General features: G+C 70.1%; 16 protein-coding genes and 1 pseudogene. 6 read left to right on the top strand and 11 right to left on the bottom strand.

The features are described from left to right. Window positions 1-24: 24 nt before the first annotated feature. Window positions 25-1554, top strand: coding sequence for a cellulase family glycosylhydrolase (locus ACQP2E_RS31260; protein ID WP_433826543.1), 1530 nt, complete (start codon window positions 25-27; stop codon window positions 1552-1554). Here ACQP2E_RS31260 and ACQP2E_RS31265 read toward each other — a convergent pair. From ACQP2E_RS31265 to ACQP2E_RS31310, 10 genes are all read right to left on the bottom strand, one after another. Continuing rightward, complete coding sequence (locus ACQP2E_RS31265) at window positions 1494-2705, bottom strand: glycosyltransferase family 4 protein (RefSeq protein ID WP_433826545.1); 1212 nt, start codon at window positions 2703-2705, stop codon at window positions 1494-1496. The two genes, ACQP2E_RS31260 and ACQP2E_RS31265, sit on opposite strands and share 61 nt — an antisense overlap. Then, window positions 2683-3915 carry a glycosyltransferase family 4 protein gene (locus ACQP2E_RS31270; RefSeq protein WP_433826547.1) on the bottom strand — a complete coding sequence of 411 codons (1233 nt, stop codon included), beginning with the start codon at window positions 3913-3915 and terminating at the stop codon, window positions 2683-2685. Before ACQP2E_RS31270 ends, ACQP2E_RS31265 begins: the two co-directional genes overlap by 23 nt. Beyond that, a complete protein-coding gene (locus ACQP2E_RS31275; protein ID WP_433826548.1) occupies window positions 3912-5285 on the bottom strand; it encodes a lipopolysaccharide biosynthesis protein in 1374 nt (457 codons plus the stop codon). The genes ACQP2E_RS31270 and ACQP2E_RS31275 overlap by 4 nt, the downstream gene beginning before the upstream one ends. Then, window positions 5279-6349 (bottom strand): hypothetical protein, encoded by a 1071-nt coding sequence (locus tag ACQP2E_RS31280; protein ID WP_433826550.1) that lies wholly within the window; start codon window positions 6347-6349, stop codon window positions 5279-5281. Before ACQP2E_RS31280 ends, ACQP2E_RS31275 begins: the two co-directional genes overlap by 7 nt. Further along, window positions 6346-8277 (bottom strand): hypothetical protein, encoded by a 1932-nt coding sequence (locus ACQP2E_RS31285; RefSeq protein ID WP_433826551.1) that lies wholly within the window; start codon window positions 8275-8277, stop codon window positions 6346-6348. The genes ACQP2E_RS31280 and ACQP2E_RS31285 overlap by 4 nt, the downstream gene beginning before the upstream one ends. Beyond that, on the bottom strand, window positions 8274-9374 hold the full coding sequence (locus ACQP2E_RS31290; RefSeq protein ID WP_433826552.1) for a glycosyltransferase family 4 protein: 1101 nt from the start codon (window positions 9372-9374) through the stop codon (window positions 8274-8276). The genes ACQP2E_RS31285 and ACQP2E_RS31290 overlap by 4 nt, the downstream gene beginning before the upstream one ends. Then, a complete protein-coding gene (locus ACQP2E_RS31295) occupies window positions 9371-10198 on the bottom strand; it encodes a glycosyltransferase family 2 protein (protein ID WP_433826553.1) in 828 nt (275 codons plus the stop codon). Before ACQP2E_RS31295 ends, ACQP2E_RS31290 begins: the two co-directional genes overlap by 4 nt. Before the next feature lie 105 nt (window positions 10199-10303). Next, window positions 10304-11059 carry an L-type lectin-domain containing protein gene (locus ACQP2E_RS31300; protein ID WP_433826554.1) on the bottom strand — a complete coding sequence of 252 codons (756 nt, stop codon included), beginning with the start codon at window positions 11057-11059 and terminating at the stop codon, window positions 10304-10306. Window positions 11060-11147: 88 nt separating this feature from the next. Further along, window positions 11148-13475 (bottom strand): GcvT family protein, encoded by a 2328-nt coding sequence (locus ACQP2E_RS31305; protein WP_433826555.1) that lies wholly within the window; start codon window positions 13473-13475, stop codon window positions 11148-11150. A 143-nt stretch (window positions 13476-13618) separates the two neighbouring features. After that, complete coding sequence (locus ACQP2E_RS31310) at window positions 13619-15070, bottom strand: GMC family oxidoreductase (RefSeq protein ID WP_433826556.1); 1452 nt, start codon at window positions 15068-15070, stop codon at window positions 13619-13621. A 54-nt stretch (window positions 15071-15124) separates the two neighbouring features. Here ACQP2E_RS31310 and ACQP2E_RS31315 point away from each other — a divergent pair, with 54 nt between their 5' ends. The 4 genes and pseudogenes from ACQP2E_RS31315 to ACQP2E_RS31330 all read left to right on the top strand — a co-directional run bounded on the left by ACQP2E_RS31315 (window position 15125) and on the right by ACQP2E_RS31330 (window position 19956). After that, complete coding sequence (locus ACQP2E_RS31315; protein ID WP_433826557.1) at window positions 15125-15916, top strand: glycerophosphodiester phosphodiesterase; 792 nt, start codon at window positions 15125-15127, stop codon at window positions 15914-15916. Window positions 15917-16312: 396 nt separating this feature from the next. Further along, window positions 16313-16858, top strand: a pseudogene (locus ACQP2E_RS31320) (Pecanex-like protein 1); the annotation flags it as partial. Window positions 16859-17851: 993 nt separating this feature from the next. Then, window positions 17852-18691: a siderophore-interacting protein gene (locus ACQP2E_RS31325; protein WP_433826558.1), complete on the top strand. Its 840-nt coding sequence runs from the start codon at window positions 17852-17854 to the stop codon at window positions 18689-18691. A 71-nt stretch (window positions 18692-18762) separates the two neighbouring features. Then, window positions 18763-19956 (top strand): CynX/NimT family MFS transporter, encoded by a 1194-nt coding sequence (locus ACQP2E_RS31330; RefSeq protein WP_433826559.1) that lies wholly within the window; start codon window positions 18763-18765, stop codon window positions 19954-19956. 93 nt (window positions 19957-20049) lie between these two features. Here the strand turns inward: ACQP2E_RS31330 and ACQP2E_RS31335 are convergent, their stop codons facing one another. Next, window positions 20050-21522 (bottom strand): ArnT family glycosyltransferase, encoded by a 1473-nt coding sequence (locus ACQP2E_RS31335; protein ID WP_433826560.1) that lies wholly within the window; start codon window positions 21520-21522, stop codon window positions 20050-20052. A gap of 103 nt (window positions 21523-21625) precedes the next feature. Between ACQP2E_RS31335 and ACQP2E_RS31340 the strand changes: the two genes are divergently transcribed. Beyond that, window positions 21626-23713 carry an ATP-binding protein gene (locus tag ACQP2E_RS31340; protein WP_433826561.1) on the top strand — a complete coding sequence of 696 codons (2088 nt, stop codon included), beginning with the start codon at window positions 21626-21628 and terminating at the stop codon, window positions 23711-23713. Window positions 23714-23810 lie beyond the last annotated feature (97 nt).

Below are 23810 nucleotides of genomic sequence, written 5' to 3' on the forward strand. Positions count from 1 at the left end.
CCGACCGTTACAAGAAGGGCTCACGTGAAGACTGTTCGCAGCCGCGCAGCGATCATCGCCTCCTCGCTGTTGTTCGCCATGGTCGCTCCGGCCGGTGAAGCGACGGCAGCGAGCAAGCCATCCCCCGCCCCGAAGAACCCGGCCAAGGCCACCGCCCCGGTCAAGGTCAAGGGTGAGGTCGTCGCGACCCTGGAGAGCCGGCTCGACGCCACGCTCTCCGCCAAGACGATCAACTACTACCCGTCGACCGCCGGCTGGTCGGCGATGTGGACCTCGTTCGACGCCGACCGGATCGACGCGGACCTGAAGAAGGCGGCCGCGCTCGGCGCTGACAACGTCCGCATCATCATCTTCCCGCAGGCGTTCGGGTACCCCACCCCGAAGGCGGAGTACGCCGAGCGTCTCCGCAAGTTCATCAGCATCGCCGACTCGTACGGCATGACCGTGAAGCTGACCCTCTTCGACTGGTGGGCCGGTTACAACGACACCGCCGGCAGCGCTGCCTGGGCGAAGTCGGTGATCAGCCCATACGCGAAGGACGCGCGGGTGATCTCGGTGGAGCTGAAGAACGAGTTCAACCCGAACGACACGTCAGCTGTCGCCTGGGCCAAGAAGATCATCCCGTCGGTCCGCGCGGCCGCCCCCGAGATGCCGCTGACCCTCTCGGTCGACGGCAGCGGCGGCGCTCCGGCCATGGCGAAGATCAAATCCGTGATGGCCGGAACCCCGCTGGACTACTTCGACTTCCACTTCTACGGAAACTCGGAGCGCTCGCTCGCCGAACTCCGCAAGGCCCAGGCCGCGGTCAGCCCGTCACCGATCGTCGTCGGCGAGACCGGCCTGACCAGCGCGCCCGGTTTTGCCAGCGAGGGTGAGCAGGCCGCGTTCCTGGCCCGGGTCTTCCAGGCCGCCAAGACCGCCAAGGTGGGCTCGGTGGCGCCGTGGACGCTCAGCGACTTCAGCGCCGGCGCGATCCCGTCGAACTCACAGGTCTCGAAGATGCCCGCGCAGTACAAGTTCGGCCTCTACCGGGCCGACGGCGTCGCGAAGCCGGCCGCGTCGGTGGTCCGCACGTACTGGGCCGGCAGCACGGCCACGAACACCGTGCTGGACCTCGGCTTCGAGGCGTCCGCCGGCAACTCGCCGTGGCGGCCGTACCTGGCTGAGCATGGCACGGCCGTCCGGGTTCGTGACGTGGCGCGGACAGGTACCGGTTCGGCGCGGTTCAGCGACACCGGGCGGACCAGCTCGGCGCTGCCGTCGGTGCGTACCTCGCCGATCACCCCGGTGGTGGCCGGGCAGGCCTGGCACGCCGAGGCCTGGGCGAAGGGCGTCAACGTGACCGGTTCCAACGAGATCTCGCTGAGCTGGTTCGACGCGAACGACAAGTGGCTCGGCCAGAACGTGTCGAAGCAGGTCGCCAAGGGCACCAGCAACTGGACGAAGCTGACCATCGACACGGTCGCGCCGGCCGGCGCCGCCAGCGTCCAGCTTCACCTCAAGTCGGGCGACAACAACGGCACGGTCTGGTTCGACGACGTGGTGCTGTCCTGATCCCCACCAGAAACCTCCTGACCATCAGCAAGAGCTGACAAGAGGCGCGAGTAAGCGTCCACCGTCCGATCCCATGACGACGGATCCGCGTGCCGCCGGCCACACAGGCCGGCGGCACGTGCGATTCCCCTCGCGAGCTCGGCCGGCGACGCCGGCGGCACGAAGACCGTCCCGCTGTAATCCGTGGCCGCCTCGACCAGCCCGCCGACCGCGGTGACCACCACCGGCACGCCGTGGCTCATCGCGATGTGCAGCGGCCCGCTCGCCGAGCTGCGCCGGTACGGCAGCACGACCACGTCCGCCGCCGCGAAGAAGTCGTTCACCTCGGCGTCGGCCACGTACCTGTTCACGAACGTGATCCGGTCCCGGACCGGCGAGTCGACGATCATCTCGCCGGGCTGCGTCCAGCCCTCCCAGGTCTCCCCCACGACGGTCAGGTGATAACCCGGCCCGAGCCCGGCGAACACCTCGATCAGATCTTCAAGACCCTTGTACGGCCGGATCGTGCCGAAGAACAGCAGCCGGCAGACGCCGGGTGTGCCGGGCCGCCGGGCCACCTCGTGATGGTCGAAGGGCCCGTGCAAGGCGATCTCCGCCGGTTTGCCGTCGACACCGTACGCGGCACCGAGCGAGTCCAGATCAAAACGGGAGTGGACGATCACCCCGTCGGTACGCTCCAGCAACGGCTGGATGCACCGCCGCACATAACGAGCGGCCCACGCGTACCGTGCCTCGCCGGTGTCCTGCACCTCGTGGAACTCCACCACCACGCGGATCCCGAGCGACCGCGCGGCAAGTGCCAGCACCAGGTACGAGTGCAGCACCGCCCCGGTCCACCACTGCAGCACGAGCACGTCCGGCCGGTAGGAGCGCAGGAATCGCACGGCACGCACCAGGGACGGCACGGCCCACCAGTCGACGCCGTCGAATACGCGTACCGAAGGCGCATAGCGCAGGTCGGCAAGTGAGTGACCGACGCGCTCACGTCCGGGGTAAAGGCGTGCCGGCAGCAGCCGGCGCATCAGGATCGCGCCCACCTCGTAACGCTCGGCGAGCGCGTTGCTGAGCCGGCAGGTGTAGTAGCTGATCCCGGAGAGGAATCGCCAGCCGGAGCCGACGACCAGAATTTTAGTGCGCGGAGATGCAGTCACGGTAAACCTCCTCGATCTCGGGTACGACGCGTGCCGCGGTGAAATCGAGGCCGCGCTGATGGCCGGCGGCCCGCAGCCGGCCGGCCAGATCGGCGTCGGTGAGCACCCGCAGCAGCGCGGTGTGCAGCAGATCCGGATCACCCGGCGGGACCAGCAGCCCGTCCACCTCGTCGTGTACCACGTCCAGCAGCCCGCCGGAGGCCGAGGCGACAAGCGGGGTGCCGGCCAGCATCGCCTCGACCGCGACCTGGCCCATCCCTTCCAGCAGCGACGGCACCACCCCGGCCGCGGCGCCGTGCCAGGCCGCCATCACTTCGGCGTGCGGCACGTCGTGGCGGACCACCACACCCGGCGGGATCGGCGGTGTGTCGGCCCGGCGGGTGCCGAGGCAGACCAGCCGGGGCGCGCCCGGCACCGAGGCAGCGAGCCGTTGATAGGCGGTGAACAGCACGTCGATGCCCTTGTGCGGGCCGAGCTGCCCGACAAAGAGCAGGTAGGGACCGTCCGGCAGCCAGTCCGGCCGTGGCGTCCGGCGGGCCAGCGTGTCCAGGCCGTCCGGGACCAGGCTGGAGAGGACCCGCACCGGCAGTTCGCCGGGGAGCCGGGCCAGATTCAGCGCGGACGCGACCGACGAGGAGATCGCGGTCAGCGTGTCGATGCCCCGGTGCCGCTGGGCGCGCAGGCCCGCCGTGAGCATGGCTGAGCGGGGCCGGCCGTACTGGACCGTGGCGCATCCGACGCACCGGCCCAGGCTCGGCCCGGACGTGCAGCGGCGGCCGTTGCGGGAGAACGTCTTGCGTACGCACGTGAGCCCGAAGTCATGGGCCGTGTGCACGTGCGGCAGGCCCAGCCGGCCGAAGTGCAGCGGCAGGTAGCTGTACATCAGCCAGTCGTGGCTGTGCACCAGGTCGAACGTGTTCGTGCGCAGCGTCCGCGCGATGTCCGACATGGTCAGCGGGTCCGGCACGGTCGGGTGGAACGGCTTCGCCGGGTCGGCGTTCAGCATCGGCAGCATCGTGTTCGCGACGCTGCGCACGCGCACCACGCGTACCCCGTTGATCTCTTCGTCCTGCGGCGCCGCAGGCGTCGCCAGGGTGAGAACCGTGACCTCGTGCCCGCGCCGCACCATCTCCTCGCTGCTGGTCGCGATGCTGCGCTCCAGCCCGCCGATCACCGGCGCGTAGAGATTGGACAAATGCAAAACCCTCATCGGAACCTCCGGGTCAGCTGCGTCTTTCCAGACCCAGTGGGTACGCACGACCGGCTCGCGCTCATGGTCGTGTTCAAAGATCGAGGTCCGGTTTTCCGCTGGCCCTGTGCTTTTCTGGGGCGCAGTGCCAGCGCGGCGACCAGCAGGGCGCTTGCGGTCTGGCCGATCAGCCAGGCGACGCCGGCGCCGGTCACACCGGCCGGCGGCAGCAGCAACCAGGCCAGGAGCAGGCACGATGCCGCCCGGACCGCGTTCAGGCGGCGACAGAGCCGGAACTCGCCTCGGGATCGCCAGTGCGCCACCGCGAGGTTCGTGACCGCGTCCGGCAGGGCGGCCAGCACCAGAATCTTGAGCAGCGGGCCGCCCTCGATGGCGTAAGCCGCGCTGAACAGCCCGAGGATCGTTTCCCCTGCCACGAACAACACCACCGTCGGTACGCCGACCACCGCGAGCACAACGGCCGAGGCCCGTTTGAGCCCGGCGCTACCGGCGTTGGTGCGCTCGGCGTAGAGCGCGGACGCCACCGCCGGGGAGACCATGAACAGCATCGACGCGGTCATCCACGCCAGATAGAAGTGCGCGTTCGCGTCCGAGCCGAGCTTCGCGGTGACCAGCACCGGCAGCAGCGCTGCTGGTCCGGCCTGGGTCAGGTTGATCAGATGATGCCCGGTGAGCGCGGTCCGCAGATGCGGCAGCTCCGCGAGGATCCCGGCCGGCCGCATCCGGGCGCCAGGACGCAGCCGGCCCGGTCCGAACATCACGGTCAACGCGCTGACCAGTAGCGTCGGGACGGTCCAGGAGATCAGGACGGCCTCGGCCCAGTCCACACCGGGTACCGGGAACGCGAGGATCACGAACAGCGCGAGAATCTTGCCGGTCGCGACGGCCAGGTTGCGGACCAGCATGCCGTGCCCGGCCCGGTGCGCGACGTAGACGTTGTCCAGCAGTGTGGTGAGCGTGACCGCGACGGCCGCGCAGACCAGTGCGGCCGCGCCCGGTGCGCCAGCGAGGAACCCGAAGTTGCCGGACACCCGCGGCACGATCATCGCCCCGGCCGTGGCGGCCGCCGCGGTCGCCGCCGCGCCGAAGATCAGCCCGCCGCTGACGATCCTCGACCAGTCGGCCGCCGCGCTGCCGGGCAGGCGCTGGATGAACATGTGCCCGGCGCCCAGGTTCGCGATCATGCTGACCGCGGTGGCGGCCGAGATGAGCGCGGTCGCCGTGCCGATCTCGGAGGCGGGCACACACCGGGCGGCCAGCATCCAGTAGAGATATCCGAGCCCGCCGTTGACGACGGTGGTCGCCATGATGAGCAGGCTGTTCCGGGCCAGTGAGTCCCCGGAGATCCGGCGAACGGCGCTGATCAGCACGCGGCCCGCCCCTTACCGGCGCCCCGGGCGTAGAAGCCCGCGCTGGTGGTGCCGACGCTGATCCGTACCGGCCGCAGGCAGCCGTCCGGTGGCAGGGCAGGCACCCGGATGGTGAACGATCGCGCGGTGTCCGCGTCGAGGGTGACCGGCCGGGCGCCGACCAGGTGCCCGCTGATCCGGACCCGCAGCGAGACCGTGACCGGGTCGAGGCCGGCGCTGGTCACCCGCACCGGGACGACCAGTCCACGCAGCGGAACCGTCACCGGCCTGGTGATACCGGCCGCCCATCCGTTGAGCGCCACGCTCAGATATCCGGGCTGCTCGGGCTTGGGTGACGCGGAGTAGACCCGTGTGGCGACACCCCCGATGGCGATGGCCAGCATGATTGGAACGGCCACCGCAGCGGCATGCCAGCCGGGTGACATTTCAGAAATGTCGCCCGCATTTTGTGGAGGCATCGCCCTGCTCCCGGCCGGGACGAGCGGGCCACGCTGGGTGGGCAACCCGGCCAGCGACTGGCCGGGCACGGTCTGCTGGGTGACCGTGAGTCGCTCACGCAGCAGCGCGACCGCCGCCGCCAGAGAGACGGTCGCCGCGATGCCCGCCGCCAGCGGCGTCACCCGCACCTGCAGGCCGGCCACATGCAGTGACAGCGCCACCAGCGGCAGCGTGACAAGGCCGCCCATCGCGGCCAGCCCCAGCCGCGCGGCCGGCACACCGGTCTCGGCCGGCACACCGGTCTCGGCCGGCACACCGGTCTCGGCCGGCACACCGGTCTCGGCCGGCACACCGGTCTCGGCCGGGATGCCGGTCTCGGCCGGGATGCCGGTCTCGGCCGGGATGCCGGTCTCGGCCGGGATGCCGGTCTCGGCCGGGATGCCGGTCTCGGCCGGGATGCCGGGCCGGTGCCCGGCCGGGATGCCGGGGATCGCGCGGAGCAGGAGCTCGCCGCAGATCAGGAGGGCGAGCAGGCAGAACGGGACGGCGGCCAGGGAGCGGCCGGTGGCGGCCAGGGATCCGCCCAGGCTCAGGTAGGCGAGGAGGGTGAGCCGGATCGTCGTCATCGCGGGTTCCTAGCGATCTTCGCGCCGAGGCTGTCGAAGTCGAAGCGGTAGATCGCCACGTGCGGGCCGTCGTAGACCTTGATCAGCCAGGGCATCGTGTCGAATTTGGCGAGCTGGGCCTTCGTGAAAGCGGGCCGGCCGTCGTGCGGGATCGGCTCGTTCGTCTCGAAGTAGATCTTGATGTCCGGCACCTGCTCGGCCATCCGGCGGTCCACCACGAGGAACTCGAACCGCCAGCTGCGCAGCTGGTGCAGCAGCGCCGGGGAGATCGGCTTGCCGGGCTGGGCCAGGTACAGGTCGTACGTGGGGAAGGTGGCCGAGCCGGTCGTCGGCTCCTGCTCGCCGTACGACCCGAAGATCAGGCCGGAATACCGGTCGGCGACCAGCCGGGTCTCCCTGCCCTGCGTCTCACGCATCCAGGCCGCGGCCGCGAGGACCTCGGGGGTGGCCGCCCGGGTGTCCGAACCGAAAACCGGAGGGCCCGGGAACCGGTACGACGGATTCATCCCGGCCGCGTTGTTGCCGACAAGCATCAGCGCGCACCCGCAGAGCAGGAGCGAGCCGGTGAAAACCCGGCGCGGCCGGTCCAGGAGTGCGATGATCAAGGGGGCGACCACCACGGCCAGGCCGAGGTAACTGAACGCCCAGGACCGGCGTGCGCCCTCCGCCCCGGACGGGGTGAGGATCAGCAGCGTCGCCGGGAAGTACAGCGCGCCGACCAGCAGCATCGCGGCGCTCGCGGCCGTGGTGAACGGGTCCGCGGACCGCCGGCGACGCCACCAGAGCGTGGTCGCGCCGATCATGGCGAGAAGCGCGAATCCCGGGGCCACGAACGCGGTGTTCTGCTCCCACCAGGGAGCGACCGAGCCGCTGAAGAGCGTCCGCCCGCCCGAGCTGCCGCCGGCGAGCCCGCCGAACTGGCCGAGCGCACGGCCCAGGTACGGGTCGAGATAACTACCGGTACGCGGGGCGACCGCACCCATCCAGAACGCGACCACCAGCGCGGTTCCCGAGGTGAGCGCCCATCCGGTGCGGGCAGCGGTCACCAGCTCCCGGCGGCGTACCGACACCACGGTGCAGGCCAGCGCGATCAGTCCGAAGACGCCGGTGAGCCAGAGCGCGGTCAGGTGGTGGGTAGCCACGGTCGCCAGCGCGAACAGCACCGTGCGAACCACCCCGCCGATCCGGGCGCCGCGGGTGCCGGCCCGCATCGTGCGCAGGCCGCCGGCCAGGGCCCAGATGAGGACGGTGATGGCGAGTGACTCGTACCCGAGCTGGGTGTCGAAGTAGAGGAACGAGCTGTTCAGGCTGTAGACGAACGCGGCCGCGACGCCGATCCGGGGATCCGGCCAGAGCTGGCCGGCCAGGACCGCGACGCCGAGCACCACGAGCACGTGCGTGGTGATCAGCAGGAGCAGCGCGGCGTGCCAGACGGTGAGGCCGGTCAGCGCGGCCAGCGAGGCGACCGTCGCGTGCAGGCCCGGGTATTCGCCGATCACCCGGACGATCGGGTTCTGTTCGAAGAGCCGGCCGTCGAGGAGGATGTCGTGCGCCTGGCCCCAGTGGGCGTACTCGTCGTGGTAGAGCGGGCCGGACGGATTGCGCAGCAGCTTCGGCAGGTAGGTGAACAACGCGTACCCGACGAGCACGGCCAGCCGCAGCCGGGTGCTGGCGGTTCGGCGTACGCCCCAGAAGGCCGCCGGCAACGTGAAGATCAACATGCCCGCCCAGAAGAAGGCGAACTGGTCGTTCCCGCCCCACTCGGCCCGGCGGAAGGCCACCACCAGCGCGGCGGCGCCGGCCGCAGCCGAGACCGTGAGAGTGAGCGCGCACGCGGCCGTCTCCCTGCCGCCGCGCAGAAGGCCGGCGTCGGGGAGACGGGTACGCGAGGACCGGCCGGCATCGATCCCGGCCGTAGTGGCACTCATCCGCTGACGGCCCCCGCGGCCGCCACCGGCTTGCTGGCCACGGCGGTGTAGACGTCACGGATTCCACGGACCACGTGGTCCCAGGTCGGCAGGGTCGCCGGACGTTTGCGCCCGGTGGACGTCGCCTCGATCATCGCGGCGGCCAGGTCGGCCTCGTCGTCCGGGTCGGCGTACCGGAGCCACACGCCGTCACCGGCGAGCCGGGCCACTTCCTGGTGCGCCGGGATCGGCGCGGCGACCGTGGGCAGGCCGGCCGCGAGCGCGTCGGCCACCGACATGCCGAACGCCTCGTGCGCTGACGCGGAGACCGCCGCCGAGGCCTGTGCCAGGCAGGACGCGAACGTGGCGTCGTCGAGCCGGCCGTGGAAGACGACCTGCCCGGCGAGGCCGAGCCGGGCGGCGAGCTGACGCCACTGGGCTCCGGCTGGGCCGGTGCCGACCACGTCGAGCCTGTGTTCCGGACCGAGGTGCGCCATCGCCCGGATCACCCGGTCGACCCGCTTGTACTGCTCCAGCCGTCCGACGCAGAGGATCCGGCGTACCTGGCCGGGCACGGCGGAGGCGGCCGGGCGCGGGTCGGTGCCGTTCGGGATGACCACGGTACGGTCGGCGGCCTCCGGGAAGTGCCGGATCAGCAGCTCGCGCTCGGCGGCGGTGACGCAGACGATCGCGCTCGAACGGTTCAGGATGGTCCGCCCGAGCGGACGGTAGAGCCGGTGCAGCGCGGCACGGAACCGGGTGTGCCCGGTCCCGTGGTAGTGCGGCGTGAAAACCAGCGGGGTCCGGCTGTTGCCCAGCGCGGCACAGAGCGCGGCGAGGGCGTGGTAGCTGTGGGCGTGCAGAACGTCGTACGTCTCGGCATGCGTGCGCAACCACCGCAGAAGCGGAACCGAGAAACGGTAGTTGCCCGCCGGGACGGTGAGCGGGAATCGCCGGACGAGTACGCCGTCGATGTTCTCCACCGACCGGGCCGCGTGCTGGGTGATCACCTCGACGTCGTCGCCGGCGGCGGTGAGCCCGGCGCAGAGGCGCCGCACGTGGGTCTCCACCCCGCCGATGTCGGGGTGGTACGCGTTCGAGACGACACCGATCCTCATCGCACCTGCCGTTCCGCCACTCGGATGGCATCGCGCCGGCGCGGCCACTCGCGAGCGATGGTCCGCAGGACCCGCATGCCGTCGGTGAGCGCGTTGAGGTTGCTGACCCCGTGGATCCGGGAGTGCTCGAAGCTGGGTACCTCGACGATCTCGAGCTGTGCCCGGGCGGCCCGCAGGTTCAGCAGGGTCTCGATCTCGAACCCGTCGCCCCAGAGCCGGCCGTCCGTGCTGTTCGGCGGCGGCGACGTGCTGTCCAGGTCGAAGACGTCGAGGTGCCGCGCCCAGAAGGCGTTGTACCCGTAGCAGAGGTCGCTGTACCGGGTGCCGAAGAGCAGGTTCACCAGCATGCTCAGGCATTTGTTGCCGGCCCGGCGCAGCCGGGTGATGTCGGCGCTGCCGCCGGTCGGCTGGAATCGGGAGCCCTTGGCGAAGTCGGCGCCGGACCGCAGCGTCTCGACGAAGCTGGGGATCTCCAGCGGGTCGGTGGAGCCGTCGGCGTCGATCATGACGATGATGTCGCCGGTGGCGGCGGCGAAACCACAGGCCAGGGCATTGCCCTTGCCTCGGCGGTTCTGCCGGACGATGCGGATGTCAGCACGCAGCCGGCGGGCGACGGCCACGGTGTCGTCCGTTGACCCCCCGTCGACCAGCACGATCTCGTCCACCTGCGGGAGCCGCGCGAACACGTGCGGCAGGTTGCGGGCCTCGTTCAACGCGGGAACGATCACGCTCACCTTGGGTTCGGACCTGGCGGGGGCCGGCGGTTTGCCACCGGTCCGCTCGGCGCCGGTCTCGTCGGAAAGCACACGGTCGACCGTGGGCATCAGCTGTCTCCGATCGGGCAGGGTGGAGCCGGCCCGGGCCGGGCCGGAAGCAGGTCTCCAACAAAGAGGGGACGGCCGGCGCCGCTCCTGCGGCGCCGGTCGAGGTCACGCGAGTGGTGCTTCGACCGACCAGTCGTAGACGTCCTGTACCGAGGTGACGTCCCCGGTGGCCGCCGTGAAACCGACCCAGCCGCTGGTCCCGCCGGTACGCGCGGCAAGGTCCACCTTCTGGTCGAGCAGCAGCTCCTCGGCCGCACCGGCCGTCAGCGACTTCACGTAGACCTTGAGGACGTGCGCGGCACCGTCGTACCGGACGCGGGCCTGGAACGGCTTGCCGAACAGCGGGATCGAGGATTCCGCGACGGCGGTGTGCCGGTCCGGGTTGCCGCCGAGCACCACGGCGAGGTGGTTGCTGCTCGGGTCCGGCGTGTTCTGGTACGTGTCGAACTCGACCGCGACGCTCTTGGAGATGCCGCGGTAACCGAGGCCACCGCCCCAGCCGCCGAGCGCGCGCGGGCCCGAACCCTGTGCCAGGAACGCGATACCGTCGGCGCCGGGCTTGCCGTGGTGCAGGTGCGCCCGGAACGTGGTCTCGAAGGACTTGGTCAGGTCCACCCGGCCGGTCGACCAGGCGGAACCCACCTGCTTGAAGCCGCCGTTGGTCAGCTCGATGACCCGGTGGTCGCCACGGTCGGAGGTAACGGTGGCGGTTCCGTTGAGCGCGAGCGAGTCCGCGTAACCGGCGTCGATCGGCTTGATCGTCGCATCGGCGGCGCGTGCGCCGCCCGCGTGCCCGGCGGCCAGTATCGAGAGCAGGGCGGAGGCCAGAAGGCCGCCCCGCGCGAGTCTGGAAGAACGCACGAGATGCTCCATTTCGGTAGGTTTGCCCGAGTAAGACCTGGCTTAAGGTAGGGCAGACCTAGGAGTCGTGTGTCCGAGTCTGGGGTAATTACCCCCGTTTGTTTCGCAGGCGCTCCTGCTCGGGTTCAAAGATCGGCTCGGCGGCGACGGCCGCCAGGATCCGGTGATCGACATATCCGATCTCCACCTGGGTCCCCGGCACCGAGAGAGCCGCCGGAAGCCAGGCGAAGGCGATCGGGCCGCCCGCCGTCCACGCGTACACGGCGCTGGTCACGTGACCCACCGCGAAACCTCCGGCATAGACCGGCTCGTTACCCTGCGGAATCTCCCCGGTGTCCGCCAGGCGTAGGCAAGCCAGTCGTCGGTCCGGCAGCGTCGCCGGTCGCGCTCCCGGCCGCACCGCCGTTTCCAGACCCGCCTGGTACGGGTCGTCCTCACCCGTCATGTCGACGCCCCAGACCCGGCGGCCGTTTTCCATCCGCAGGCTGTCGTACGCCAACCGGCCCGCCACCACCAGGCCGAACTCCCGGCCCGCTTCGACGAGTGCGTCCCAGAGCCGCAGGCCGTACTGCGCCTCGGTGTGGATCTCCCAGCCCGGCTCGCCCACGGCGGAGAGCCGGAGCACGGTCACCGGGATCATCCCGAAGAAGCCTTCCCGGACCGCGGGGGCGCCCTCGGCGGGGAGACCGATATCGGTCAGCTCCCGGGCCCGCGGTCCCCACAGCCCGACAGCGCAGGTGCCGCCGGTGACATCCCGGACGGTGACGCCGGCCGGCGCCCGCCGTACCAGCTGGTCGAGGTCGAGCGGGCCGCCCGCGCCGACCAGGAAACGGTCCTCGGCGAGCCGGGCCACGGTCAGGTCGCCGAGGATGCCGCCGGACGGGTCGAGCAGCAGCGTGTGCACCACCGCGCCGACCGGCTGGTCGACATCTCCGCTGGTCACGGTGGACAGGAAGGAGATCGGACCGGTCACCTCGATCCGGGTACGCCCGGTCAGGTCGAACAGTGCCGCACGTTTACGCGCCGACCGGGCCTCGGTCTCGGCGATCGGCGAGGTGTGCCGCGCCGACCAGTCGTCACGGGGCCGGATCTCCTCGGGTGGCGGATTTGTCGCGTACCAAAGGGGTTGCTCCCAGCCGGCGGCCACGCCGAAGACCGCGCCCATCTCCGCCTGGCGTGGGTGGAACGGGCTGAGCCGCAGGTTACGCACCGAGGGTGGGTCGTGCGGGTGGACGATGTGATGCGTCTCGGTGTACGCGCGGACCGCGCGCCGGCGCACGTAGTCGGGTGCGAGCTGCGCGGATGCGAAGCGGTTCAGGTCGCACTCGTGCAGATCGATGCCGGGGTATCCGTCGACGAGCCACTCGGCAAGAGCCTTCGCCGCGCCGGCCGAATGCGTCACGGTGATCGCGCCGGCTACCCAGAAACCGCGCAGCTCACGGGACTCGCCGAGCAGCGGGAAGCCGTCGGCGGTCACCGACAGCACGCCGTTGAACGCCTCTTCGAGCGTGGTACGCGCCAGGCCCGGGATCAGCTCGGTCGCGGCCGCCCAGGACTGTTTGAACGTGGCGGCGGTGAACGGCAGCATCGCCGGGTGCGCGTCACCGGGCAGGTCGTCGAGCCGCACCGGGATGGGTTCGTGCAGGTGGGAGCCGATGCCGAGCCGGTCGCCGTAGGTGCGGACGTCCAGGCCCCGATCCGGGTGGCGCAGGATCGGCAGGCTGCTGGCGGCGCCGGCCCCGGTGGTCCGGACGTGCTGGTGTGCCATCGGCAGCAGCGGGATCGGCACGCCGGCCAGGTCGCCGATCGCCGGACCCCAGAACCCGGCGCAGCTCACCACGATGTCGGCGGGATGGGTCGCGTCCGCGCTGCGCACGCCGGTGACCTGTCCATCTTGTCGCAGAACCTCGACCACCCGCTCGTTGCCGATGAACCGGGCGCCCCGGCCGGCAGCCCGGGCGGCCTGCGCCTCGGCGGCCCGCAGCGGCGCGGCCAAGCCGTCCGCCGGGGTGTGCAGCCCACCCAGGATCCGGCCCTTGTCGAGCAGCGGGAACAGCGCGTGACAGGCCGCCGGGTCGAGCACCGCCGAGCTGATGCCCCACGACTGGCCGTACCCGAACCGCCGGTGCAGCTCGGCGAGCCGTTCCGGGGTGGTCGCCACCTCCAGGCTGCCGACCGCCGAGAAACAGCCGAGCTCGGTGTACTTCTCGCTGGTGTACCGGGCGAGCCGGGACAGCGTCCGGGACGGGCTGGTCTGCACGACCAGGCCGGCCGAGTGCGAGCTGGATCCGCCGGTGGTGAAGAGCGGACCCTGCTCCAGCACCGTGACGTCGGTCCAGCCCCGGCCGGTCAGCTCGTCGGCCAGCGCACAGCCGACGATGCCCGCCCCGATGACGACGACCTTCGGTCCCGGCATCGATCAGAGGGACTGCGCCAGCCGGGCGGACCAGCGCAGCCGCGGCCAGCGCGGCGTGATCCGCAGACGGTTGCGGGGACGTGCCCCGAACCGGCGGGTGACGTGACGGCGCCTGATGGCGCTCCGGCGCACCACACACGTTCTCACCGTTGCTCGCCTTCTCTCTTGCTTTCATTTCCGGCCACGGACGACTGGCCTTTTTCGGCCGCGAATGACTGGCTGATCAGGTCTGCTGCTCGCTCGGCGACCATCAGGACGGTGGCCGCCGGGTCCACCGACGGCATCTCCGGGAAGACCGAGGCGTCGGCGATGCGTACGTTGTCGAAGCCGTGCAGCCGCAGCTCCGGATCGACCACCGCGCCGATCCGGCAGGTGCCCGCCGGGTGTTGTTCCCGGTGGTGGGCGGCCCGTCCGTAGGCCGCCAGTTCGTCGTCACCCCGCAGCTCCGGCCCCGGCGTGATCTCGCGCGTGATCCAGGAGGCGAACGGTTCGGTGGCGGCCACCTCGCGGGCCAGCCGCAGGCCGTCCACCAGGGTGCGCTCGTCGTAGGCCTCGGGGTGCTGCTCCAGCACCGGCTTGCCCCAGGGGTCGGCGCCGGAGAGCCGGAGCCGGCCGGCGCCGCGTGGTCGCGGCACCGCGGAGGTCAGCGTTATCTCTCCCGGCGTCCGGCTCAGCCGGAAAGCCAGGTCAGGGCCGGTCAGGGCCGGATCCCGGCGGACGAAGAGGCCGGCCGCGGTATCCGCCTCGGGAATCGGCCGGGCCGGCTCCCAGACGATCAGGGACGCCGGGTGGCCGAGCAGATGCTCGCCGACGCCCGGCAGGTCGGCACGCACCTCGAAGCCGAGGTCGGATTCAAGGTGAGCAGCCGGGCCGATGCCGGAACGCAGGAGCAGGATCGGGGTGCTGATCGCTCCGGCGCAGAGCACGTACTCGTACCGCGCCCGGATCAGCTGGTCGCCGCGGATCGTGACGCCCCGGCTCGGGTCGAGGTGTTCCGCCCGGGTCTCGTCCAGGATGGTCAGATTCGGACGGTCGCGGTCTGGCGATGGCGGAACCGCGAGCGCTGGGAGGAAGCCGGCGCCGTCGGTGAACGGGCCGTCGTTGAAGTCGTCCCGGATCGGTACGCCGAGAGCCGTCCGGCAGGCCGCCACGAAGTCCTCGGCGAGCGGACTCCGGTCACTCGCTGCTACCGGGGCGAGGCGGTTCCAGTACGGGAGCATCGCGTCGTACGACCAGCCGGTGGCGCCGGCCGCCACCCAGGCGGTGAAGTCATCGGGTGGGGGCAGGAAACCGCAATCCCGGAAACTAAGTCCGGAATGTCGGACATAAGAGTTTCCGCGTATTTGCGAAGTAATCGGATGGTCGTAATCGAATTCGGTCTTGAGCGCATTTCGCGGATGCGGTAGGCGCTCGCCCTCCGCACCGAACGGCCCAGCCTCGATCAGGCAGACCCGCACGTCAGGGTCCGCAGCGAGACGCGACGCCACGACCGAGCCGGCCGCGCCGCCACCGATGATCACTACGTCGAACTCGATCGTTTCCAGTTTGCGCCACCTTCTCTCGTGGCCCGTGGTCGCGCTTCGGTCGCTTCGCAAGACAGGATCTTCACGCGAGTGGCGCTGGTCAATGGGCCTTGGAGTCTTTTACCTATGCGCAACAAAGCCCGGCATACTGCTGGCGTGGATCACCCGTACCTGGACGCTCCCCGGCCGCTTGCCTTCGCGCACCGCGGCGGCGCCGCGAAGGGTGACGAGAACACCGCTGCGGCCTTCGAGCGAGCGGTCACGCTGGGTTATCGGTACGTGGAAACCGACGTGCACGCCACCGCCGACGGAGTCCCGGTCGTGATCCACGATCCGGCGCTGGACCGGGTGGCCGGCCGCTCCGGCCGGATCGCCGACCTCACCTGGACGGACCTCGCGACGGTACGCGTCGGCGGCGCCGCCGCGGTCCCCCGCCTCGACGACGTCCTCGACGCCTGGCCGGACATCCGGTTCAACGTCGACGTGAAATCCGACCAGGTCGTCGAGCCGGCCGTCGCGGCGGTACGCCGCACCAAGGCCGAGGACCGGGTCCTGCTCGCCTCGTTCAGCGACCGCCGCCTGGCCCGGGTACGCGTACTGGCCGGGCCCCGGGTGGCGACCTCGCTCGGCATGGGTGAGGTGGCCCGGCTCCGGATCGCCTCGATGACCGGGATCCCGCTGCCCACCCCCGCCTCGGCCGTCGCCGCGCAGATCCCGGTACGGCACGGCCGGATAACCGTTCTGAATCCGCGGTTTCTCGCATATCTGCATCGACGAGGCCTTGCCGTCCATGTCTGGACGATCGACGATCCGGAACAGATGAATACGCTGCTCGATATGGGTGTCGACGGCATCATGACCGACCGCATCGAAGTCCTTCGCGACGTATATGCGGCTCGCGGGCTCCGGTTACGTTAAGGAAGTACCGCCTCACAGGTTGGTGTTGTAACGTGCCAGGTCAGCGTCCTGCCTGCAAAAACCTGTGAACCAGGGGCATCATCCGTTCGGATGATGCCGGGGGTTCAAGGTCGGACCCATATTTCTTTCTTAATTTCGGCATAAGAATGCCTCAAGTTTGTGCGCGGAATTGATTTCTGTGAGCCCGCTGCTAACGTCTGGGCGTCAGCGCCGCTATGGGCGTCAGATATTCGCCGAACTCGGGGAAAAGAAGGTCTCGTCATGCGACGCACCCGGCTCCTGGCCGCCGGCGTAGTTCTCGCCGCGGTCGGCGGTGTCATCGGTTTCACCCAGCTCTCGTACGCCGAGGACACCCCGTCGACCAGAGCCGGTGAGAGCGGTGCCGGCAAGGTGGTGGGCAACAACCTCACGATCCTCACCGACACCTGTGTGGACAGCCAGCTGGAGGCGCACGACGGCTTCCAGAAGGGCAACCGGTGCGTCTCCACCGAGTTCGGTGAGGTCGGCGCTGCCGCGAACAACCCCACGCTGCTGATCACCCAGGCGCCTCGCCAGGTCAACGTGGCCACCGCATTCACCCTCCAGATCAGCACCCGGAACCTGATCCGTGACCGCTTCCTCGCGGCCGGCCAGGGTGGGTACTACGTGGAGAGCAGCGTTCTGCAGAACGGCCTGGTCCGTGGCCACTTCCACACCGCGTGCCGGATGCTGACCAGCACGAACGAGGCGCCCGCCCCGGAGCCGGTCCCGGCGTTCTTCGTCGCGACCGAGGACCGCCAGGGCAGCGCGACGCCGGACACCGTGACCATCCAGGTGCCGGGCCTGCCGCAGGAGGGCACCGCGCAGTGCTCGTCGTGGGCCGGTGACGGCTCGCACCGCATCCCGATGATGGAGCGCGCCAACCAGACCCCGGCGCTCGACTCGGTCCGGATCACGGTCCGCGCCGCCGGCAACAACGGCGGCGGTGGCAACAACGGCGGTGGCAACAACGGCAACAACGGCGGCGGGAACAACAACGGCGGGAACAACGCCGGTGGCGGCAACAACGGCGGGAACAACGCCGGTGGCGGCAACAACGGCGGGAACAACGCCGGTGGCGGCAACAATGGTGGGAACAACACCAACAGCGGCACCGTGAAGCCGACCACGCCGGCCACCACGAAGCCCGCGGCCACCGCCACGGCGAAGCCGAACGCCACGAAGCCGGCCACCGCCAAGCCGACGACCACCACGGCGACGCCGCGTACCAACACGACGACCCGGCCGACGACGGACTCCGACGTTTCCTCGAACAACAACTCGAACTCGGGCTCAGGGTCGGGCTCGAACTCGGAGAACTCGGATAACGAGAGCGACTCCGAGTCGACGACCGGCACGACGGACTCCACCGACTCCACCGACTCCACCGAGTCGACCGACTCCACTGAGTCCACCGGCTCGACCGACGAGACCGAGGCCGAGGAGACCACCGAGGCCACCACGAAGACGACGACCAAGGCCGCCAAGCCGAAGGCGTCCGAGACGACCGACTCGGGTGCGGCTGACAGCGACACAGACAGCGGCGCGCCCGACGAGATCGAGTACGTCCCGGCCGACACCCAGCCGCAGGCCGAACCGCCCGCGGCTCAGGAGAGCGGCCCGATCAGCCTGATCGCGAACAACATCGCCTGGGTCGGCGGTGGCGCGGTGCTCCTGCTGGTCGGCCTGATCGCGACCGCTCTGATGCGCAACCGCCCCCGCAACAACTGGCGGTAGTCCCCAGAACACGAAGAGGTGGGCCGGGGTTTCCCGGCTCACCTTTCGTGTGTCTGGACGCCGATTCAAACCGCGTCCTGCCGGGAAAACTCACAATCACCAGCAGGCGGCACGTTAGATCACCGAAAATAAGGGTAGCCTTACCTGCCGGAGATCGTCCCACCGGCAATGAGGTGCAGTATGGCGAACAGACCAGCGCGACCGGCCCACGAGGGCGTGGTCACTCGGGTCGAGCAGCTGACCCCGCACATGGTGCGAGTGGTGGTCGGCGGTGAGGCTCTGGCCGGGATCGAGGCTGGGCAGTTCACCGATCACTACATCAAGGTGCTCTTCCCGCAGCCCGGTGTCGACTACCCGGAGCCGTTCAACATGGGTGCCATCCGCGAGACGATGCCGTCCGAGACCTGGCCGTCGGTCCGGACCTACACGGTTCGCAAGTGGCTGCCGGAGATCCCCGAGATGTGGGTCGACTTCGTGGTGCACGGCGACAGCGGCATCGCCGGGCCGTGGGCCGCGCAGGCGAAGCCCGATGACGTGTTCCGGTTCATGGGCCCCGGCGGTGGTTACGCCCCGAGCGCCGGCGCCGACTGGCACCTGCTCGCCGGTGACGAGAGCGCCATCCCGGCCATCGCGGCCGCGATCGAGGGCATGCCCGAGGACGCCGTCGCACAGGTCTTCCTCGAGGTCGAGAGCCCCGACGAGGAGCAGAAACTGCCGGCCGGCCCGGGCGTCGAGATCAACTGGCTGCACCGGGGCGCACGCCCGGTCGGTGTGCTGCTCTGCGACGCGGTGCGTGGCGCGGTCCTCCCCGAGGGCCAGGGTCAGGTCTTCGTGCACGGCGAGGCGAACCTCGTCCGCGACCTCCGTGGGTACCTTCGCCGCGAGCTGGGGATGCCGCTCGACCAGCTGTCGATCTCCGGATACTGGCGCAACGGCATGAACGAGGACGGCTGGCAGTCGAGCAAGCGAGAGTTCAACGAGCAGACCGAGCGCGAGCAGGAGACGCCCGCCTCGGTGTAAGCAGCGGTAAGCGCTTGTGACCGTACACACCCTGCCGCGCACCAGCCCGTGAGCAGGGCCATGATGTTTCCGTGGCATTACGGGAACAGCAGGCGATCACACGCCGCCAGGGTCGGCTCTTCATTCTGATCGCGCTGTTGCTGGCGGCGGTGAACCTGAGGCTCGCCGTCACCAGCATCGGCCCGGTGCTCACCGAACTCCGCGCCGGCCTCGGCATGTCCACCACCGTGGCGGGGCTGCTCACTTCCGTACCCGTGGTGTGTTTTGCGGCAATCGGCCTTGCCGCGCCTCGCCTGGCGCGACGGTTCGGCTCCGCTCGCGTGATCTTCGGCGGCCTCGCGCTGCTCACCGCAGGTCTCGCGACCCGCCCCTACGCCGGCGGCGTGGCACTGTTCCTGCTGCTCAGCGCGGTGGCACTGGCCGGCATCGCGCTTGTCAACATCCTGCTGCCGTCGATCGTGAAAGACCGCTTCCCGGACCAGGTCGGCACGGTGACCGGCCTCTACACGGTGGCACTGAACGTGGGCGCGACCACCGCGGCGGCCGCGACCGTGCCACTGACCAGCAGTTTCGGCGACGACTGGCGCCTCGGGCTGTCCTGCTGGGCGCTCGCCGCCGTGATCGCGCTCCCGCCGTGGCTCCTGCTGGCCCGTTCCGCCCCCGCGCCTCGCCCCGCTCAAGATCAACAGCCCTCTTCGGTACGCGTGACGCGCAGCCCCGTCGCGTGGGCCCTCGCGGTGTACTTCGGCATGCAGTCCACCTCCGCCTACGTGATCATCGGGTGGTTGCCGCAGATCTATCGGGACGCGGGGATCTCGGCGTCGACGGCGGGCATTCTGTTCGCGGTGACGTCGTTCTTGGGCGTACCCCTGGGATTTGCCCTTTCGTCACTGGCCGGGCGCACCCGGAGCCAAAGCATGATCGCGCTGGTCCTCGGCCTCTTCGGCATGGCCGGCTGGGGCGGCCTGCTGTGGTCCCCCAGCGCGGCGCCCTGGCTGTGGGCCATCATGCTGGGCGTGGTGAACACGGCGTTCCCGCTGGTCCTGACCATGATCGCGCTACGCGGCAGCAACCCGGCGACGGTGGTGAAGCTGTCCGCCTTCGCACAGAGCGTGGGTTATCTGATCGCCATCCCGGGCCCGTTCGTGATCGGCGCCCTGCACGACGCGACGGACGGCTGGCGGGCGCCGCTGGCGGTGATGGTGGCCCTGATGATCCCCCAGATGATCGCCGGCTACCAGGCGGGCCGAAACCGCCAGGTCTGACCCAACAGGTCGCGGGCTGACGCTTTCCGCTCGACCGGCGACCTGCGACCGGCGACCGGCGGGGGCGGCGGGGGCGGCGGGCCGGTCACGCACTCAGTCGTAGTGCCGCACCGCCGGCCAGACAGCACTCCACGGCTGGCTGAGCCGGCACACATAAACCTGCGCCTCGAGCTCCTCGTTCTCCACCCCGACCGCATTACGAAGCCGAGCCTTCGCGGCGCAACTACCGAAGTTCCGAGGCGTGACCTGAACCACCGCCACCACCACGCTCTTCCCCTCGGGCGGCGGCCCGAAGGCAAAAAGTGAATTATGTCCGCTGTAGACGTCCGGCAACGCCAGCGAAGGGCCGTATCGATCCAGCGCCCCGGCCTCCCCGTAATTCCCCGCGAACAGCACAGCCTTCCGCTGATCAGCGTCGGACAACGCAGCGTAGACAGCGCCGACCTGCCACACGTAGTCCCGCCACCCGATCTGATCAGCGACGGTCTGATTCGCCGAGACCACAAGGCTGTCGGACAAGTCCTCCTCAGGAACGACCGGAAGCGACGACAACACGGCAAGCAGGGCGAAGACCGCAACGCCTGCCCCCACGAGAACCCGCCGCCAACGACGGTTCATCCACCGCGAAGTCGGCACCGCCCCGATGGCGAAGAGCGCGAGCAACAGCCCGATCGGGTAGTACGCCTGCCCGCCGGAAGCCAGCACCAGAATCAGAATGATCGGGTACGCGACCGCAATGGATCGCAGCCGCCGATCACGGGCGAGCATCACGATCCCAGCGATCCACACCGGCGGCAAGATGACCAGAACGAGTTGCAGAGGCACCACCATGATCCGGTCAGCCCCGGAGACAGCGATGGCCGGAGCCATCTCGACCTGCGGAAACCCGTTGACCACCTGATAGACCACATTGGGCAGGCCAACCACGACAACAGCGGCCACCCCGGCCCACAGCATCCGGGACCGGAACACTTCCCGGGGCCCGGCCACCAGTAACCCCGCAGCCAGGCTGACCAGCAGAAACACCACGAGGTGCTTGTTGTAGAGCCCGAGGCCAGCAGTGACCCCGGCCGCCACCCAAGCCCACCCCGCACCGCCCTGCAACGCCCGGATCACGAAGAAGACAACACCGAGCCAGACCAGCAGATCCACCGCGGCGGTGGAACTGACATGCGCGGCAGACAACGGAAAAGCGCTCACCACCCCCGCCGCCGCGATCGACTGCGCGACCGCTCCGCCACCCACCTCCCGGGCGATGACGGCGGCAACAAGCGCGGTCAACCCCAGCACCAGCGCGAACGGCACCCGCATCGCCCACACCGTGTCCCCGAACATCTCGATGCCGAGGCGAGCGAGCAGCGGCGTGAAGGGCGGCTGGTCGACATACCCCCACTGCGGGTGCTGGCCGAGCATCCGGAAGTACAGCTCGTCGCGGTGGTAGTCGTACCGGTTCGCGGTGATCAGAAGCAGCAGTGTGGCGCCGGCGGCTATCAGCCCGACCGGCCACCAGGCCAGCGTTCGGCGACCGACGATATCGATACGCTCAGTAGGTACAACGTCGCTCACCGCATTCACCACGCTCATACCGTACGAGAACGGCGCTTGCCTCGCACGGGGATGACATCATGAGAACCCGAAAGGTGTCGATGTCCATGAAGGACGGCGAGCCGTGCCCGAACCGGATCCGGAAACAGCGGCCGAGCAGGCCAGAGCCGGTGTACGCGTCTGGGTACGCGGCGCCGGCCACCGAACCGGGACCCGGATCCGCACCGCCAGCCCGTACGCGATTCTGGCACTCCTGACCGCCTCCGCGGTGACACCGATCGCCGGCGCCGGGCTCGGAACGCCGGCCGAGTTCGCGACCGCTCTTGATCAGCTCGGCGGGATCGGCAGCAACGTCCTTGCCGACGCGATGGCCGACACCGCCAAGAAACTGAAGGGCCAGAACGACAGCGAGGAACAGTGGCGCGGCACCCTCGCCGCCGAACTCCTGACCCGACTGGCCACCGCCGACAAGAACGCCGGCGAGAACCCCGGCAACAACGGCCGCGCGCTCCACGAAGAGATCTCCCAAATACTGCGCCAGGTCGACGCGATCAGCGCCGCGATCTCCGAGTCCGAACTCACCGATGTGGAACTGCGGCACGTCCTGGAAGCGGCGTTCCACGAACTCGGCCTCGGCGTCCACGAGCTGCGCTGGATGCTCGCCGACGTCCGGAAAAGCGTCGACGGCCTGCGCCGGCAACTCGCCACCCAGAGCCTGCGACTGCACCGCGAACTCGCCGAGGTCCGCCGCCATCTGATCGCCATCACCCGCGAGCAGCTCCCCACCGAGGACAGCCCGCCGGCTGACGTCCCGGGTGGCGCCGTCCCGCCGTACCCCGGTCTCGTGCACTTCCAACCGGAGGACGCACCCTGGTTCCGCGGTCGTGAGCCCGAGGTAGCCGAACTCCTCGGCCGTCTGGCCGAACAGGCCGCCGGCGGTCCGCCCCTGGTCGTCACCGGCGCGTCCGGCGCCGGCAAGTCCTCCCTGGTCAGGGCGGGACTTCTGCCAGGCTTGGCGTCAGGCGCGCTAGGCGCGCAAGCTGCGGCTTGGCCGTGGGTTCTGACAAGCCCAGGAGTACGCCCCATCGCGCACCTGCGTGAACGTCTGAGATTCCTGGCCGCACCCGCGAGCAAGGGCATCGCAACACCCGACGAACGTGCTTCCCTCGGCCAACTCGCCGCCGACGCCGCAAATGAACCGGCTTCCCTCGGCGAACTCGCCGCCGGCGCCACAGCGGCCGGCCGCCGCCCGGTGATCGTGGTCGACCAGTTCGAAGAACTGTTCACCCACTGCCCCGACCCCGCCGAACGCCTCGCGTACGCCACCGAGCTGGTCACCGCCGCGCCGGCCCTCGTGGTGATCGCGGTCCGCTCCGACTTCTACGCGGCCTGCGTGGAGCTGCCGCCGCTGGCGAAAGTCCTCGCGGCCGGCCACATGGTGCTGGGCCCGCTGAACGCCGAGGCCATCCGCCGCGCCGTGATCGAACCTGCCGAGCAGTCCGGCCTCGGCGTCGAACCAGGCCTGCCCGACCTGCTGCTCCGCGACCTGGGCGCGGACCGGCATAACGGTTACGACCCGGGCGACCTGCCGCTGCTGGCCCACGCGCTGCGAGCCACCTGGGACAGACGGGAGGGCATCCGGCTGACCGTGAGCGCATACCAGGAGACCGGCGGCGTCCGGCACGCGATCGCCGAGACCGCCGAACGGATCTACCTGGAGCTGCCTCCGGACGACCGCGACCGCCTCCGCGAGGCCCTGCTGGCCCTGGTCACGGTGACCGCCAACGGCACGGCGGTCCGCCGACGTGGCGAACGCGCCGCGGCCGACTCCCGAGTCCTGCGCCGCCTGGTGAAAGCCCGCCTGGTCACGGTCGGCGCGGACACCGTGGAGATCAGCCACGAGGCCCTGCTGAGCAGCTGGCCGAGGCTGGCGAGGTGGGTGTCGGAGGCAGGCGAGGACCTCCTCCTGCGCCGCCGGATCACCGAGGCAGCCCAGGACTGGGCCCGCTCAGGCCGCGACCCCGACCTCCTCCCCCGACGCTCCCGCCTCCTGGCCGCCCGCGAACGAGCAGACCGAGACCAGTCGCCCGGCGAGACCGACGCACTGGTCAGCGAGTACCTGACGGCCGGCTGGGCCGCCGCCGAGCAGGAGGAGTCCGACCGCCGCCGGCTGACCAGCCGCCTCCGCCGCCTGGTCGCCGGCCAGGAGTGAAGACAGTCCGGTCTCGCCTTCACCTCCCTGATTGTGGACAATCTGGTGAGTGATGTTGTCCACCTTCTACATGAAGCCGATTCGCTGCTAGGTTAGC

The organism is Actinoplanes sp. CA-015351 (assembly GCF_050955685.1).
GTDB lineage: Bacteria > Actinomycetota > Actinomycetes > Mycobacteriales > Micromonosporaceae > Actinoplanes.